The organism is Vibrio ostreae, assembly GCF_019226825.1.
Lineage (GTDB): Bacteria > Pseudomonadota > Gammaproteobacteria > Enterobacterales > Vibrionaceae > Vibrio > Vibrio ostreae.
In genome coordinates this window covers 1,528,249-1,545,255 of the sequence record NZ_CP076643.1, presented here as the reverse complement: position 1 = coordinate 1,545,255, position 17,007 = coordinate 1,528,249, and the positions used below count along the sequence as shown (strand labels likewise).

15 protein-coding genes are annotated in these 17,007 nt (G+C 48.8%); 13 read left to right on the top strand and 2 right to left on the bottom strand.

All coding sequences use genetic code 11. The annotated features are described in order from the left end of the window. The first annotated feature begins 71 nt into the window (after window positions 1–71). The 11 genes from clpX (at window position 72) to pyrF (ending at window position 12,580) form a co-directional block, all read left to right on the top strand. Complete coding sequence (clpX, locus tag KNV97_RS13075) at window positions 72–1,352, top strand: ATP-dependent protease ATP-binding subunit ClpX (protein WP_136484257.1); 1,281 nt, start codon at window positions 72–74, stop codon at window positions 1,350–1,352. 120 nt (window positions 1,353–1,472) lie between these two features. After that, window positions 1,473–3,827, top strand: a complete 2,355-nt coding sequence (gene lon, locus KNV97_RS13070; RefSeq protein ID WP_136484256.1) for an endopeptidase La — start codon at window positions 1,473–1,475, stop codon at window positions 3,825–3,827. 190 nt (window positions 3,828–4,017) lie between these two features. Next, window positions 4,018–4,290, top strand: a complete 273-nt coding sequence (locus KNV97_RS13065; protein WP_136484255.1) for an HU family DNA-binding protein — start codon at window positions 4,018–4,020, stop codon at window positions 4,288–4,290. Window positions 4,291–4,479: 189 nt separating this feature from the next. Then, window positions 4,480–6,339, top strand: a complete 1,860-nt coding sequence (ppiD, locus tag KNV97_RS13060; RefSeq protein ID WP_218563304.1) for a peptidylprolyl isomerase — start codon at window positions 4,480–4,482, stop codon at window positions 6,337–6,339. Window positions 6,340–6,474: 135 nt separating this feature from the next. Then, entirely contained in the window at window positions 6,475–6,786 is a 312-nt protein-coding gene (locus KNV97_RS13055) for a ComEA family DNA-binding protein (protein WP_136484253.1), read from the top strand. A gap of 291 nt (window positions 6,787–7,077) precedes the next feature. Further along, window positions 7,078–7,758 carry a (d)CMP kinase gene (gene cmk, locus KNV97_RS13050; protein ID WP_136484252.1) on the top strand — a complete coding sequence of 227 codons (681 nt, stop codon included), beginning with the start codon at window positions 7,078–7,080 and terminating at the stop codon, window positions 7,756–7,758. A gap of 104 nt (window positions 7,759–7,862) precedes the next feature. Then, window positions 7,863–9,533, top strand: a complete 1,671-nt coding sequence (gene rpsA / locus KNV97_RS13045; RefSeq protein ID WP_136484251.1) for a 30S ribosomal protein S1 — start codon at window positions 7,863–7,865, stop codon at window positions 9,531–9,533. Between the two features lie 232 nt (window positions 9,534–9,765). Further along, a complete protein-coding gene (gene ihfB / locus KNV97_RS13040) occupies window positions 9,766–10,050 on the top strand; it encodes an integration host factor subunit beta (protein WP_136484250.1) in 285 nt (94 codons plus the stop codon). A 278-nt stretch (window positions 10,051–10,328) separates the two neighbouring features. Then, window positions 10,329–10,613: a LapA family protein gene (locus tag KNV97_RS13035; protein ID WP_136484249.1), complete on the top strand. Its 285-nt coding sequence runs from the start codon at window positions 10,329–10,331 to the stop codon at window positions 10,611–10,613. Between the two features lie 12 nt (window positions 10,614–10,625). Continuing rightward, complete coding sequence (gene lapB, locus KNV97_RS13030) at window positions 10,626–11,795, top strand: lipopolysaccharide assembly protein LapB (protein ID WP_218563303.1); 1,170 nt, start codon at window positions 10,626–10,628, stop codon at window positions 11,793–11,795. Between the two features lie 89 nt (window positions 11,796–11,884). Then, window positions 11,885–12,580 (top strand): orotidine-5'-phosphate decarboxylase, encoded by a 696-nt coding sequence (gene pyrF, locus KNV97_RS13025; protein WP_218563302.1) that lies wholly within the window; start codon window positions 11,885–11,887, stop codon window positions 12,578–12,580. A 140-nt stretch (window positions 12,581–12,720) separates the two neighbouring features. On the opposite strand, the gene miaE is transcribed toward pyrF, so the two are convergent. Beyond that, a complete protein-coding gene (miaE, locus tag KNV97_RS13020) occupies window positions 12,721–13,497 on the bottom strand; it encodes a tRNA isopentenyl-2-thiomethyl-A-37 hydroxylase MiaE (RefSeq protein ID WP_218563301.1) in 777 nt (258 codons plus the stop codon). 71 nt (window positions 13,498–13,568) lie between these two features. Further along, a complete protein-coding gene (locus KNV97_RS13015) occupies window positions 13,569–14,333 on the bottom strand; it encodes a DNA repair protein (RefSeq protein WP_136484245.1) in 765 nt (254 codons plus the stop codon). Between the two features lie 297 nt (window positions 14,334–14,630). Between KNV97_RS13015 and cysB the strand changes: the two genes are divergently transcribed. After that, window positions 14,631–15,605: an HTH-type transcriptional regulator CysB gene (cysB, locus tag KNV97_RS13010; protein WP_136484244.1), complete on the top strand. Its 975-nt coding sequence runs from the start codon at window positions 14,631–14,633 to the stop codon at window positions 15,603–15,605. 167 nt (window positions 15,606–15,772) lie between these two features. After that, window positions 15,773–16,960: a methyltransferase gene (locus KNV97_RS13005; RefSeq protein ID WP_218563300.1), complete on the top strand. Its 1,188-nt coding sequence runs from the start codon at window positions 15,773–15,775 to the stop codon at window positions 16,958–16,960. Window positions 16,961–17,007 lie beyond the last annotated feature (47 nt).

The window sequence follows — 17,007 nt, the reverse complement described above, 5'->3', positions numbered from 1 at the left end:
TTGTTTAACGCAATTTGGTTCAAATTGTTATACACTCAAACCATAGAGAGTAAAGGCTAAGAGGTTAGCGAATGACAGACAAAAGCAAAGAGGGTGGTAGTAGTAAACTGCTGTACTGCTCTTTCTGTGGCAAAAGCCAGCACGAAGTTCGCAAGCTAATCGCAGGTCCTTCTGTTTACATTTGTGACGAATGTGTCGACTTATGTAACGATATTATCCGTGAAGAAATTAAAGATGTTCTGCCTAAGAAAGAGTCGTCGGCGCTTCCTACGCCACGTCAAATTCGTGAACATCTGGACGACTATGTGATTGGCCAGGAACACGCTAAAAAAGTGCTCGCGGTTGCAGTATATAACCACTACAAGCGTTTACGTAACGGTGATACAACAAGTGAAGGCGTAGAGCTGGGCAAGAGTAACATTCTGCTGATCGGTCCGACCGGTAGTGGTAAGACTCTACTGGCTGAAACGCTGGCTCGTTTCCTTGATGTACCGTTCACGATGGCAGATGCTACGACGCTGACTGAAGCAGGTTATGTGGGTGAAGATGTTGAAAACATCATCCAGAAACTGCTGCAGAAGTGTGACTACGACGTTGCGAAAGCAGAGCGTGGTATCGTCTACATCGATGAAATCGATAAGATTTCACGTAAAGCTGAAAACCCATCTATCACCCGTGATGTATCTGGTGAAGGTGTGCAGCAGGCGCTGCTGAAACTGGTTGAGGGTACCGTCGCTTCCGTTCCGCCACAAGGTGGTCGTAAGCACCCGCAACAAGAGTTTCTGCAAGTAGACACGTCTAAGATCCTGTTTATCTGTGGCGGTGCATTCGCTGGCCTGGATAAAGTGATTGAACAACGTGTGGCAACCGGGACCGGTATCGGTTTTGGCGCAGAAGTCCGTTCGAAAGATCAAAGCAAATCCGTGGGTGAACTTTTCACTCAGGTTGAACCGGAAGATTTGGTGAAATACGGTCTGATTCCTGAATTCATCGGTCGTCTGCCAGTTACGGCGACGCTGACTGAACTGGATGAAGAAGCGCTGATTCAGATCCTGTCAGAGCCTAAGAACGCACTGACTAAACAGTACTCGGCGTTGTTTGAGCTTGAAAACGTGGACCTGGAATTCCGTGAAGATGCACTGCGTGCCATTGCCGCTCGCGCAATGAAACGTAAAACCGGTGCACGTGGCCTACGTTCTATCCTTGAGAACGTGCTGCTGGAGACCATGTATGAACTGCCTTCGATGAACGAAGTTGAGAAGGTGGTGATTGATGAGTCTGTGATCAACGGCGAGTCTGACCCGCTGCTGATCTACTCTGGTAGTGAAAGCCAGGCTGCCGGCGCAGAGTAAATCCCGTCACTAAATGAGAAAAAGGAGGTAATTATTACCTCCTTTTTTTTATTCTGTCATTGAATCCAGTCAGTTAGCCCCCATATACTGCGATATATAGAAAGCAGAAGAGAGAAAAATATGAACTTGGAACGTTCCGAGCGTATCGAGATCCCAGTACTACCTCTGCGCGATGTGGTGGTCTATCCACATATGGTGATTCCTCTGTTTGTTGGTCGCGAAAAATCGATTCAGTGCCTAGAAGAGGCAATGGATAACAACAAGCAGGTTCTTCTGGTCGCTCAAAAGCAACCGGAGACTGACGAACCTAAAATCGCCGATCTGTTCGAAGTCGGCACGGTTGCCACCATTCTTCAGTTGTTGAAGCTACCTGACGGTACCGTGAAGGTGTTAGTGGAAGGTCAGCAGCGCGCTAAAATTCACCAATTTCATGAAGGCGAGTTCTTCTCGGCAGACGCCGAGTACTTGCTGACACCAGAACTTGATGAAAAAGAGCAGGAAGTGATTGTTCGCAGTGCGATCAATCAGTTCGAAGGCTTTATCAAGCTCAATAAAAAGATTCCGCCGGAAGTGCTGACGTCACTGAATGGTATCGATGAGGCCGCTCGCCTTGCTGATACTATCGCTGCGCACATGCCACTTAAACTGGTCGACAAGCAGAAAGTATTGGAAATTCTGGACGTGTCGGAACGTCTGGAATTTTTGATGGGTCAGATGGAGTCAGAAATCGACCTGCTTCAGGTTGAAAAACGCATCCGTGGCCGAGTTAAAAAGCAGATGGAAAAATCTCAGCGCGAGTACTACCTGAATGAGCAAATGAAAGCGATTCAGAAAGAACTCGGCGAGATGGATGACGCGCCGGATGAGTTTGAAGCTCTGCAGAAGAAAATCGAAGACGCGAAGATGCCTAAAGAGGCACGCGAGAAGACCGAGCAGGAACTGCAAAAGCTCAAAATGATGTCGCCGATGTCAGCCGAAGCGACCGTGGTACGCAGTTATATCGACTGGATGGTCAGCGTGCCTTGGAACAAACGTTCCAAAGTGAAAAAAGACCTGACCAAAGCGGAAGAGATCCTTAATGCAGACCACTATGGTCTGGATCGTGTGAAAGAACGCATCCTTGAGTACCTCGCCGTGCAGAGCCGAATCAATAAGCTGAAAGGTCCGATTCTGTGTCTGGTTGGTCCTCCGGGTGTCGGTAAGACGTCGTTGGGTCGTTCTATTGCATCGGCGACGGGGCGTAAGTATGTGCGTATGGCGCTGGGTGGCGTGCGTGACGAAGCGGAAATCCGCGGTCACCGCCGTACCTATATCGGCTCACTGCCGGGTAAACTGATCCAAAAAATGTCGAAAGTCGGGGTTAAAAACCCGCTGTTCCTGCTGGATGAAATCGACAAGATGGCATCCGACATGCGAGGCGATCCGGCGTCAGCTCTGCTGGAAGTACTGGATCCGGAACAGAACAACTCGTTCAACGACCATTACCTGGAAGTGGATTACGATTTGTCGGACGTCATGTTTGTGGCAACGTCCAACTCAATGAACATTCCAGGCCCGCTTTTGGACCGTATGGAAGTGATTCGTTTGTCGGGTTATACCGAAGATGAAAAACTCAACATCGCCAAGCGCCACCTGGTTAACAAACAGATTGAGCGTAACGGCCTCAAAGCCGGTGAAATCGAGATTGAAGATTCAGCCATCATTGGTGTGATTCGTTACTACACCCGTGAAGCGGGCGTGCGTAACCTGGAACGCGAAATCTCGAAAATCTGTCGTAAGGCAGTGAAGAAGATTCTGCTGAACGGCGGTACCAAGCAAGTGGTGGTGAATCAGGAAAACCTGAAGGAATTCCTGGGCGTACAGCGTTTTGACTACGGTAAAGCGGATGAATTCAACCGTGTGGGTCAGGTGACTGGTCTGGCCTGGACTGAAGTCGGCGGCGATCTGCTGACGATTGAAGCGCAGTCAATGCCGGGTAAGGGCAAGTTGACGCAGACCGGTTCGCTGGGTGATGTGATGCAGGAGTCTATCCAGGCAGCCATGACCGTGGTTCGCTCACGTGCTGACAAACTGGGTATCAATCCTGATTTTTACGAGAAGCGTGATATTCACGTTCACGTCCCTGAAGGTGCGACCCCGAAAGATGGCCCGAGCGCGGGTACGGCGATGTGCACTGCGCTGGTTTCCAGCCTGACCGGTAATCCGGTGAAAGCGGAAGTGGCGATGACGGGTGAAATCACTCTGCGTGGTGAAGTACTGCCTATCGGCGGCCTGAAAGAAAAACTGCTGGCTGCTCACCGTGGTGGTATTAAAACTGTGCTGATTCCTAAAGATAACGAGCGCGACCTGGAAGAGATTCCGGATAACGTCATCGCAGATCTTAAGGTGATTCCTGTGCGCTGGATTGATGAAGTGCTGCAGGTAGCGTTGGAAAATGACCCGACTGGTGTCGAGTTTGGCGCTAAAAAAGAGTGATGTGCAGCAAAAATAAGTAAAAGTTTACGCTGATAGGTCTAAAAAGGCTTGTCAGCGTTTTTTTTGGGCGCTAACGTTACTCACTAAGTCTTGAGCCCAGTTGTAACAAGGCTTTAGGCCAGTTTTTACATTAATGGAACGAAATAGGCACCGAACAAAATAATAATTGGTGGCCGAAGGGGAATTCACAGTGAATAAAACACAATTAGTAGAACAAATTGCAGCAAATGCTGATATCTCAAAAGCTTCAGCTGGTCGCGCACTAGACGCATTCATCGACGCAGTTAGTGACACTCTTCAATCAGGTGATCAGGTGGCTTTGGTTGGCTTTGGTACATTCGCAGTTCGCACTCGTGCAGCTCGCACTGGCCGTAACCCTAAAACAGGTGAAGAAATCCAAATCGCAGAAGCTAAAGTACCTGCGTTCAAAGCTGGTAAAGCGTTGAAAGACGCTTGCAACTAATCGGTTCATCGGTTGCGACCCATCAGTTTTTAATCAAACAGAATGATTTTGGCCGTTTAGAGGCAAAATTAATTCGAACCTTTTGAAATTATGCGCATCATACTGATGCGCATTTCTTTTTCTGATATTATCGCGCTATTCAATTTTTGGCTGAAGTGTGTCACTTCAAACCCGGAGAGCAGTAAAACTATGATGGATCGATTACGCGAAGGCGTGAACAGCATCGCGGTAAAAATTATCCTTGGATTAATCATCCTTTCTTTTATCTTCGCAGGGGTAGGTAACTACCTGATTAGCGGCAGCAATAATGCAGCAGCCAAAGTCGGCGGAACCGAGATTGCGCGCGGCGAATTTGAACAAGCTTACCAAAACGAACGTAACCGTATGCAGTCGCAGTTGGGTGATTACTTCTCCAACCTGCTGGCGGACCCGTCGTACGTCGCATCATTCCGTAAATCTGTCCTGGATCGCATGGTTAACGACCTGCTGCTTGAGCAGCATGCTGAATCTCTGGGTCTGCGCGTGAGTGATGACCAGGTACGTCAGGCGATTCTGGACATGCCTCAGTTCCAAAACGAAGGCAAATTTGACCAGGATATTTACCAGTCTGCGTTACGTCGTGCTGGCTTCTCACCGGATTCGTTTGCTGAGTATCTGCGCCGCGACATGGTGCGTAACCAGCTGGTTTCTGCGCTGCAGGGCAGCGAATTTACCCTGCAGGGTGAAGTCACTGCGCAAGGTGAACTGGTTGCTCAAACGCGTGACATCCGCACCATTACCCTGTCTCCGCAGGAGTTTTCTAAAAACGTGAAACTGACGGATGAAGAGATTACCCAGTACTACAAAGAGAATCCGGATAACTACACTCGTCCGGAGCAGGTAAAACTGGCGTATATCGAACTTTCTGCCGAGCAGCTCAAGAGCGATTTGGCGGTCAGCGACGAGCAGGCCAAACAGTACTACCAGGAGCACCTCGACAAGTACTCTTCGGCAGAACAGCGTAAAGTCAGCCACATCCTGATTCAGGGCGACGATGAGAAAAAAGCGCAGGCGATTCTTGACGAGCTGAATGGCGGTGCAGATTTCGCGACACTGGCACAAGAAAAATCGGAAGACATCGGCAGCGCACAGGACGGTGGTTCACTGGGTTGGATCGAACGTGACACGATGGACCCGGCATTTGATGCTGCGGCATTTGCCCTGCAAAAAGCCGGTGATGTGTCTGGTCTGGTCAAATCTGACTTTGGTTACCACATCATCAAGCTTGATGAGCTGAAAGCTCCGGTTGCCAAACCTTATGACGAAGTGGCTGAGCAGATCAAAACTGAGCTGACCGACCAGCAGGCAATTGATCGTTACTACGAACTGCAAACTGAGCTGCAGAAAGTAGCTTTTGAATCGCCGGATTCACTTGATGACGCCGCCAAAGCAGTGTCAGCCAAAATCGAAAAGACCGATTTTGTCTCTGAGCAGGATCTGCCATCAGTGCTGAATAACCCAAGCGTGATTCAGGCGATTGACTCTCCGGAAGTGAAAGAAGACGGCCTGAACTCAGAAGTGATTGAAGTCGCTCCTGAACATGTGGTTGTGGTTCGTGTTGAAGAAGCGCGTCCGCAGGTGGTTCTGCCACTGGATGAAGTAAAAGATCAGGTTGTTGCTGAACTGTCTAAGCAAAAAGGTCAGGAGCAGGCCGAAGAGCTGGCTACGAATCTGGTTGATGCACTGAAACAGGGTGACAAATCTCTGCTGCAAGAGCATAACCTGGCGTTTGGCGAGCTTGAGATGATTGATCGTAGTTCACCACTGGCTGAAACGGTTTATGCGATGCCTAAGCCAGAGCAGGATGCTGTGACTTACTCGCAGACCACAGATTTCGATGGCAACGTCGTGGTGGTTGAGCTGAACAAAGTGGAAGCGAAAGTGAATGAGCAGTATCAGGATCAGATTGGCGCTCAGCTTTCCCGTATCGGCACCCAGCAGGACTTGTCTGGTGTGATCAGCGTACTGCGTGATAATACCGATATCGAATATTACCTTGCGAGCCAGTAATGGCTGTAATGTAACTGAGATGTTTAACAGAATGGGCTGCGAATGCAGCCCATTTTACTTTGTCGTGTTGGCGTTAGATGCGCCTCTCCGCTTCCCCTATTATCGGGGCTCATAACCTAACAAGGAGAGTCCACGATGAAACTTAAATCTTTACTGTTGTCTGCCTTACTGGCGTTGAGCTGGCCTGCTGCGAATGCATTGGCTGCCGCAGAAGAGAATCCGGTGCAAGCCGAAACGTCACAGGGTATCGAAATCACGGTGAATGTTAACTCAGCTTCTGCCGAAGAGATCGCGACGCTGTTGTCCGGGATAGGGCTGAAAAAAGCGCAAGCCATTGTTGATTACCGACAGGCTAACGGACAGTTCCAAACCAAGCAGGATCTGACCAAGGTTAAGGGGATAGGGGAGGCCACCGTGGCGAAAAACGAAGCGCGCATTCTGCTCTAGGCCTTTAGTCAGAAGATCCGCTATTGGGCCATGTGCAGGTTTTTGCGGTCAAGAGTACGTTGCGACTGCTCTTTTCTAAAGTCTTGCTCTGTTGCTATTGTCTGTTACCTGCCACAGCCCATAATGAGAAAAAACTCAGATCCCAGATCTGAGTTTTTGTTTTCTGTTTTGTAGCAAAATATAACCGTTTACCCAATCCTGCCTAGCACCCGGAGACGATTCCAACTATAATTTGCCGCCGGTAAATCGCAGACATAATCCGTCGCGAACAAAAACAAAGTGGAGTAAAACATGTCCTCTCAAACACCGGTGATTACCGTTGATGGACCAAGCGGAGCGGGTAAAGGTACGCTTTGCATGCTGTTGGCTAACAAACTCGGTTTTCATCTTTTAGATTCTGGTGCCATTTATCGTGTGCTGGCTCTGGCTGCCATTCATCACGGTGTCGATATCGAATCAGAAGATGCACTTGTGCCGCTGGCAACGCACCTCGATGTCCAGTTTATTGCGGAAGGCGATCTCGTCAAAGTGATTCTGGAAGGCGAGGATGTGTCGAAAGAGCTGCGCAAAGAAGAAACCGGAATGGCAGCCTCAAGAGTCGCTGCTTTACCACGTGTTCGTGAAGCATTGTTGCGCCGTCAACGTGCATTTGCCGATGAAAAAGGTCTGGTTGCGGATGGCCGCGATATGGGAACGGTTGTCTTCCCGCAGGCTGAAGTGAAAATTTTCTTGGACGCCAGTGCCGAAGAGCGTGCACGTCGTCGATTCAAGCAGTTGCAACTGAAAGGGCTTGATGTTAAATTTGACGCCCTTTTAAGCGAAATCCAAGAGCGTGACGATCGTGATCGTAACCGCCCAGTGGCTCCATTACGCCCTGCAGAGGATGCGCTGTTGCTTGATTCTACCGAAATGTCTATCGACGAAGTGGTAGAAAAGGCACTACAATATATCGAATCGAAGCTGGCGGAATAAACCACGTCAGTTAAGAGCGTTGGTCGCAAGGATGATGACCGGCGAATTTAATAACCCCATGTGGTAGGACACCCGTGGTAGTTTACTTATTGAAGATTAATTAAATGACTGAATCTTTTGCTCAACTCTTTGAAGAGTTTCTAAACGAGACTGAATTCCAACAAGGTACTATCGTTAAAGGTACTGTAGTTGCTATCGAAAACGGCTACGTACTGGTTGACGCTGGTCTTAAGTCTGAGTCTGCAATCCCTGCTGAACAGTTCAAGAACGCTGCTGGCGAACTTGAAGTTGAAGTTGGTTCTGAAGTAGACGTAGCACTTGACGCGGTTGAAGACGGTTTCGGTGAAACTCAACTTTCTCGTGAGAAAGCGAAACGTCACGAAGCTTGGATCGTTCTTGAGAAAGCTTACGAAGAAGCTGAAACTGTTGTTGGTATCATCAACGGTAAAGTTAAAGGCGGTTTCACTGTTGAACTGAACGGTATCCGTGCATTCCTGCCAGGTTCACTGGTTGATGTACGTCCTATCCGTGACACTGCTCACCTGGAAAACAAAGAGCTAGAGTTCAAAGTAATCAAGCTGGACCAGAAGCGTAACAACGTCGTTGTTTCTCGTCGTGCTGTTATCGAATCTGAAAACAGCGTTGAGCGTGACGAACTTCTTGAGACTCTGCAAGAAGGTACTGAAGTTAAAGGTATCGTTAAGAACCTTACTGACTACGGTGCATTCGTTGACCTTGGTGGTGTTGACGGTCTTCTGCACATCACTGACATGGCTTGGAAACGCGTTAAGCACCCATCTGAGATCGTTAACGTTGGTGATGAAATCACAGTTAAAGTTCTTAAGTTCGACCGTGAGCGTACTCGCGTATCACTAGGTCTGAAACAGCTGGGTGAAGATCCATGGGTAGCAATCGCTAAGCGTTACCCAGAAGGTCACAAACTGACTGGTCGTGTTACTAACCTGACTGATTACGGCTGCTTCGTTGAAATCGAAGAAGGCGTTGAAGGTCTGGTACACGTTTCTGAAATGGACTGGACTAACAAGAACATCCACCCATCTAAAGTTGTTAATGTTGGCGACGAAGTTGAGGTTATGGTTCTGGATATCGACGAAGAACGTCGTCGTATCTCTCTAGGCCTGAAACAGTGTAAAGCTAACCCATGGCAGTCATTCGCTGAGCTACAAGCTAAAGGCGACAAAGTAACTGGTAAGATCAAGTCTATCACTGACTTCGGTATCTTCATCGGTCTTGACGGCGGCATCGACGGTCTGGTTCACCTGTCTGACATCTCTTGGAACGTTCCAGGTGAAGAAGCAGTACGTGAATACAAGAAAGGCGACGAAATCTCTGCAGTAGTTCTAGCAGTAGACGCAGAGCGTGAGCGCATTTCTCTGGGCGTTAAGCAAATGGAAAATGACCCATTCAACGCTTACGTTGCAGACAACAAGAAAGGTGTTCTGGTTAACGGTACTGTAACTGCAGTTGACGCGAAAGGCGCAACTATCGAGCTGGAAGACGGCGTTGAAGGTTACATCCGTGCATCTGAAGTTTCTCGTGACCGCGTAGAAGATGCGACTCTGATCCTGAACGTTGGTGACAGCGTTGAAGCGAAATTTACTGGTGTTGACCGTAAGAACCGCGTAATCAACCTGTCTATCAAAGCGAAAGACGAAGCTGAAGAGCAAGAAGCAATGGCATCTATCAACAAGCAAGATGACGGCGCATTCGGTAACGCAATGGCTGACGCTTTCAAAGCAGCTAAAGGCGAATAATTTAATTATCGCTGAATAAAAAGGAGCCGTAAGGCTCCTTTTTTATCTTGCTTGACCACACACTTGAAAGCCTCTGTTTTTAAGCTCTACAGCGTGCTGACACAGTCAACGGCTGATTTGAGTGATGAAAAGATTTAGTTAAGTTTGAAATCTTTTCCTACAATATTAAGCAAGTGTTTGTTGGAACTGAGAATACTGACTATAATCAGGTAAAAACTCGAAGAGGGAAACTATGACTAAGTCTGAATTAATTGAAAGACTCTGTGCCGAGCAAACCCACTTATCTGCGAAAGAGATCGAAGACGCGGTGAAGGACATTCTTGAGCACATGGCGAAAACCTTAGAAGATGGGGAACGCATCGAAATTCGTGGTTTCGGTAGTTTCTCTTTGCACTATCGTGAGCCTCGAGTCGGACGTAATCCGAAAACCGGTGAGAAGGTGGAATTGGAAGGTAAGTACGTTCCTCATTTCAAACCAGGTAAAGAGCTTCGTGAGCGTGTAAACGAAGCTATCTGATTTAAGTAGCGAATTTTGTTAAAGCGGCATACTGTCTCAGTGTGCCGCTTTTTTGCGATCTGATGTCGTGCCGGCCTGTCAGTGCTATCCAGACTATGGTGAGATCCCGGATTGGTGTTGAATTAAACACACTCTTTATCGGGCAGCGGTTAATGCGTCTACATACGCTGCAAAAATACGTTTAAAAGCGCTGAAGTACCGATAATAGCCATGGTTTGTCAGGCTGTTTTCCTGCATAATCAGGGTGCTTGTATTCGTGAATAGATAGGTAATGGATTATGAAAATAATAAAAATCGTGGTGTTACTTGCTCTCTTCCTGATTGCGTTGGCATTAGGCTCGCAGAATCAGGAGATAGTGACTTTCAATTATCTGCTGGCACAGGGCGAGTTCCATTTATCTACCCTTCTGGGTTCAGTGTTTGTGGTTGGTTTTCTGATTGCCTGGCTCATTTTTGGCAGCATGCATTTAAAATCACAACTTGAAATTCGCAAGCTAAACAGAAAGCTGAAAAAACAGTCATCGGCCAACGACGTTTCAGAGCAGAAAGCGAATATCGAATAAGGTCGTTTTTAGATGTTAGAAATCCTCTTCTTGTTATTGCCAATTGCTGCCGCTTACGGGTGGTATATGGGTAATCGTAGTGCCCAGCAAGACAAGCAGAAACATTCCCACCAAATTTCCCGTCAGTACGTGACGGGTCTTAACTTGCTGTTGTCTGATCAGTCAGACAAAGCGGTTGATCACTTTATTGAACTGTTGCAAGTCGACAATGAAACCATTGATACCCACCTGGCGTTGGGTAACCTGTTTCGTTCGCGCGGCGAAGTGGATCGCGCTATCCGCATCCACCAGAATCTTATCTCCCGCTCCGGGCTGACCATAGACCAGAAAAATCTGGCGCTGCAGCAACTGGCTAAAGATTACATGGTGTCCGGTTTTCTGGATCGGGCTGAGAAAATCTTTGAGCAGTTGGTCGATGAGCCGGAACATCGTGAGTCGGCGCTGCAGCAACTGGCGTCTATCTACCAGCAAACCCGTGAATGGCATAAAGCTATTGATGCCGCGCAGGCACTGGTCAAGATGGGCCGTAAACGGATGAAAACCAGCATTGCCCATTACTGGTGTGAGCTGGCCATGCTGGAAAAAGCAGACAGCAATAACAGCAAAGCGATTAACCTGTTTAAAAAGGCCTTGCAGGAAGATCCTAAATGCGTGCGAGCCAGCATCTCTCTGGGTAAGCTGCATCTCGAGAATGAAGAGTATGACAAAACCATTCAATACATGGAAAAGGTACTCGAACAGGATATCGATTTCATTGGTGAAGTCCTGCCGACACTGGCGGAATGCTATCACCACCTCGGCCGTGAGCAGGAACTGGTTCAGTTTCTGCGTGAATGTATCTCCAACAAGGCAGGGGTATCTGCGGAGCTGATGCTGGCTCAACTGGTCGCGCAACATGAAGGCGTGGCTTCAGCACAGGAGCTATTAACCCGTCAGCTGGTTAAAAACCCGACCATGAAAGGCTTTTATCGCCTGATCGATTACCATATTGCCGAAGCGGAAGAGGGCCGTGCCAAGGCCAGTTTGTCGACTTTGCAAAAGTTGGTTGGTGAGCAGCTCAAAGTCAAACCGCATTATCGTTGCCGCCGCTGCGGTTTTTCTACCCATTCACTATACTGGCACTGTCCTTCATGTAAGGGGTGGGGTTCGATCAAGCCGATTCGAGGCTTGGACGGAGAATAAATAATGATTGGCCTTACGCCGGTTGTTTCAGATTTGCAGCTTGTATGAGCTGCATTTTTATAGGCTAAAAGCATATCTTAGGAGTAGAAATGAACGACCAGAAAGTGATCGTTGCACTGGATTATGACAACCAAGCGGATGCCCTGGCATTTGTCGACAAGATCGACCCTGCCAGTTGCCGGTTAAAAGTCGGCAAAGAGATGTTTACGCTCTTTGGTCCGGAATTCGTTCGTGAACTACACAAAAGGGGCTTTTCGGTTTTTCTGGATCTGAAATTCCACGATATCCCAAATACCTGTTCCAAAGCGGTTCGTGCTGCTGCTGAACTGGGTGTCTGGATGGTCAATGTTCACGCCAGCGGTGGGGAACGCATGATGACCGCATCACGCGAAATTCTTGAGCCCTACGGTAAAGATCGTCCGTTGCTGATCGCAGTCACTGTGCTGACCAGTATGGAACAGAGCGACCTGGCCGGGATCGGTTTGGATGTCGCACCTGCGCAGCAAGTGATGCGTCTGGCGACTCTGACCAAGAATGCGGGTCTGGATGGCGTGGTGTGTTCGGCACAGGAAGCGTCAGTGCTGAAACAGGGCCTGGGTAAAGAGTTCAAACTGGTGACTCCGGGTATTCGCCCTGCGGGCTCTGAAGCGGGTGACCAGCGCCGTATTATGACGCCATATGAAGCGCTTCAGGCGGGGTCGGATTACCTGGTTATCGGTCGTCCAATCACTCAGGCCACCGATCCGGCCAAAGTTCTGACGGCGATTAACGCCTCGCTGGTGTAAATCTTTGCCAGGCTCGGACAAAACGAAAAAGGTCAGCTCACAGGCTGACCTTTTTACTGCCTGGCTTTGCATAGCCAGGCAGTGAGTCTTGTGTTTCACACTAGCTTCTGTTTCACACGGGCTTCTGTTGAACACAGGCCTCAGTTTAACACTGGCTTACCGCTGTGAAATTTAAAATCACTGTCCGGCGAGCGAATCAATTCTGCTTCTATCTGGCCAAAATAGGCAATGCGCTGTGAAATGTCTGTCCCGGCAATCTGCTCAGCCAGACTGAGGTAATCCTGATAATGACGCGCTTCTGAGCGCAGCAACGAGATATAAAATTTGGCGATATCATCATCGAGGTGAGGTGCCAGGCGCGCAAAGCGCTCGCATGAGCGGGCCTCAATGTACGCACCGATGATCAGTTTGTCGATCAGGGTTTGCGGCTCATGGGTTTTCATATGCGACAGCAATCCTTTGGCGTAGCGGCTGGCCGGAATTGATTCGTAACTGATGCCTCTGCTGTGCATGATTTCCAGTACCTGATAGAAGTGGTGCAATTCTTCTTTGATCAGTAATACCATCTTATCAATCAGCTCCTGGCTGTAGGGCGAATCTGATTTGGCCATGATGGCCTTGGAGATCTGACTTTTGCCTTTCAGCGTCTCAATGCTGCCAATGTTGCGGTAGGTAAAGTCTTCATAAGGTTTAAACCAGTCGAGCAGCGAGTGCTGGCTCTGTTGGTCTACCGCATACTTACGAATCAGATACATGGCTGACTGGCCTGCCTTGAGCTCACACATCAGGTGATCAAGCAGAATGACCGGCAGGTTGTCCGGCTTACGCGCTTCCTCTATCCATTCAACCGGGGTCTCGCAATGCAGAAACTGATGGATAGGCTCGAGAAGTTTTTCAATCGCAGGGGTATTTATCATGGTCGCAACAATAACAAAGGCCGCCTTGGCGACCTTTGTGTTAATTAATCGGTTCGAAAACGGCTAGTATATTACCATTTTTTCTTTTCGCCAAAGAGCATGTCCATGTCGTGCTGGCGTTCGCTTTCTTCTTTCTTCTCCAAATCCGCCGCATTTTTGCTCTGGCGACGTTTTTCGAGATCGTCGTACATGGTTTGCAGCTTTTCCCGAGCCTGTACCGAGTAGCTGTCGCTCTTCGAACTCAGAACATCAAGGCCTTTGCGCAGCAGTTGTACTGCTGTTCCTGGCTGACCACGCACAATCGAGTCGTTGGCGCGTTTAATCACGTTCTCGATGTTGATGCGAATTTGAATGGTCTCCAGGCGTGCATTTTCTGCCACATAGGCCTGGGTTTCAAAACGGCCTTTATTGTGTTCACTGCGAATAGTATCGCGCAGACGCTTCACCAGTTTGAGCATCACAATCGCCTGTTTATCGCTGCTTGGCACTTTAAAGGTTGTACTCTCACTGCCGGAATGATTTTGCTGCAGATTGTTGATCTGCTCCTTCATGTTCTCGATGCGCTGCGCCAGTTGCTTGTTCTTCGGGTCGAGTTCGTACATGTTTTGCAGTGCGTCGAGAATCCGGTTGTTAAGGCACACCAATAACTCTTTGCTGTAGGGCAAATGGTGCGCATTACCGATGAGATCCTCAGTGGCATCGATGATGGTCAGGTAACGGGATGACTCTTGCTTCTTCGCGGTTTCAACTTTGACTTTGTACTGAAGCATGATGTTATAGCCCAAAACCAGCACCAATAAGATGGCAATCAGAGCGATAATTAAACCGATATTCATATAATCCGTGTCTTCATTTTCAAAGGCCTATTGACAAAGGATACACTATCCTAACTTTCTACTACACCAACAATTTTATAAATCGTATTATCGTCTGTTTATTGCGCAGACGCTTTAACGGATTGGTAACTTTGGGTGCCCGGTGGCAGTTTTTTCTTCAGTTGCTCGAAAAGGGCAGTGTTTTCAAAAACAATTTCGCCGTTCCTCTTTGAATTATGTTCTCAACGCGTTATAACTAATAATTATAAACTATGAATTTGCGATGACGTGCGTCGCTCAAAATCTACAGGGTCGGTTATGAAGTTGCAGCAGTTGAAATACATTGTTGAAGTGGTCAATCACAATCTGAACGTATCAGCTACCGCCGAAAGTCTTTATACCTCTCAGCCCGGCATCAGTAAGCAAGTTCGCTTGCTGGAAGATGAACTGGGTATCCAGATTTTTGAACGCAGTGGTAAGCACCTGACTCAGGTAACCCAGGCCGGCGAAGATATTGTCAGAATCGCAACTGAGATTTTGTCGCGGGTGGAAAGTATTAAATCGGTGGCCGGTGAACACACCCATCCTGAAATGGGTACCTTAAATATTGCCACCACCCACACTCAGGCCCGTTATGCGCTGCCGGGCGTCATCAAGGGGTTCACTGCCCGCTATCCGAAAGTCTCGCTGCATCTTCATCAGGGCAGTCCGGCGCAGATGTCAGAAGCGATAGTCAAAGGCAGCGCCAATTTTGCCATTGCGACCGAGGCCATGCACCTGTATCAGGATGCCATTATGTTGCCTTGTTATCATTGGAATCGTGCGATTGTGGTCAGCAAAGACCATCCTTTAGCAAAGAAGGAGCTGGTCAGTGTCGCTGATCTGGCCGCTTACCCGCTGGTGACTTATGTGTTCGGCTTTTCCGGCCGCTCAGAGCTGGATGCCGCGTTTCACCGTTTTGGTCTCAGTCCGCGGGTCGTGTTCACGGCCACCGATGCTGACGTGATTAAAACCTATGTCCGCATGGGGATTGGTGTCGGCCTGATTGCCAGTATGGCCGTGGACAAAGAGCAGGACAAAGATCTGGTTGCGATTGATGCCAGCCATATCTTCGGTCCGAGCGTAACCAGTATCGGTTTTCGTCGCGGTACTTTCCTGCGTTCTTATATGTTTGATTTTATGGAGCGTTTTGCCCCTCATCTGACTCGTCCTGTGGTTGAACAAGCCATTTCACTTAAATCGGGTGCCGAGATTGAAGAGATGTTCCGCGACATCGACCTGCCGGTACGTTGACGATTAGTTTGCTAAGTACTGAGTTGGTTTACGAACAATTGAATGGGTTGGTTTACGATTATCGTTGCTCGTCAACGACCGCCGTGCGGATTGTGCGGTGCAATGATTGATCTTGTAGCCGGGATTCATACAATAGCGTTCCCTGCGGCAAGGCGACACCGATGCGTATGCAAACTCTATTTCAACAGCTCGATACCTTTCTGACTCATACCCAGAATTACTGGCGTTTCGAGCCATTTCATCACAGTGCAGAGCCTGCACTGCCGTGGTCAGAGCCAAAGCTGAAAGAGTGGTTACTTGGCCTCTCTGAGCGCCAGATAGAGACGTTCAAAGCGCAGCCGGATACGCTGATTGAGCAACTGGCGCCGTTTATTGCCAATCTTACTGATTTCCATACTTTGACGGCACTGCACAAGATTCAGCACAGTGCGCCCGAGCTGACCGCTATTGAGCAGGGTGTTCCGGGCCGTAAATACGATCAGGTTCGGTTAATGGGCGGGGCAGCGTTAGCACACCATCACGGTAGTGAGTGGCTGGAGTGGTGTTCCGGTAAAGGTTATCTGGGCCGGGTGCTGGCACAAAACAGTCAGCAGCGCGTGACCAGTTTTGAGTTTCAGCAAGCGCTGTGTGAGAGTGGTCAGGCAGACGCGGACGCACTGCAACTGGAGATGCACTTTATTCAGGGCGATGCGTTTGATGGCGCGAGTCAGGCCGTTTTTCATCGGCAGCAGCACGCGGTGGCGTTGCACGCCTGCGGCGATCTGCATGTTCGTCTGATGCAATATGCCAGCCGGGCATCACTGAGTGCGATTACCTTATCCCCGTGCTGTTACCATTTGATTGAAGATGAAACGTATCAGCCACTATCACAATTCGCCCGGAATTCAGCTCTGCATCTTTCACGGAGCGAATTGCGTATTCCGCTTCAGGAAACGGTCACTGGAGGCGAACGGGTACGACGTCACCGTTTTGCTGAGATGAGTTATCGGCTCGGACTGGATGAACTGCTCAGGTATGAACTGAGCATGGAGCAATACCTGCCTGTGCCGAGCATTAAAAAATCTCAGTTGAGTGCAGGCTTTGAAGCTTTCTGCCAGTGGGCGGCGCAGCAAAAACAGCTTAGTTTGCCTGAGGTCGATTATGCGGGCTATCAGCAGCGTGGTGAGCAGCGCTTTTGGTTAATGGAACGACTGAGTCTGGTTCAGCAGGGATTCAGACGTTTGCTGGAAATGTGGTTAGTGCTGGATAAAGCGCTTTACCTGAACGAGCAAGGTTACCAGGTAACCCTGAGCGAATTCTGCGACCGGGCCACAACGCCGCGTAATATCCTGATCCATGCCGTTAAGTCCGGGTAATGAAGCCGGCTTGTCAGATTTTTTTCTCATAATTAATAACTAATTTA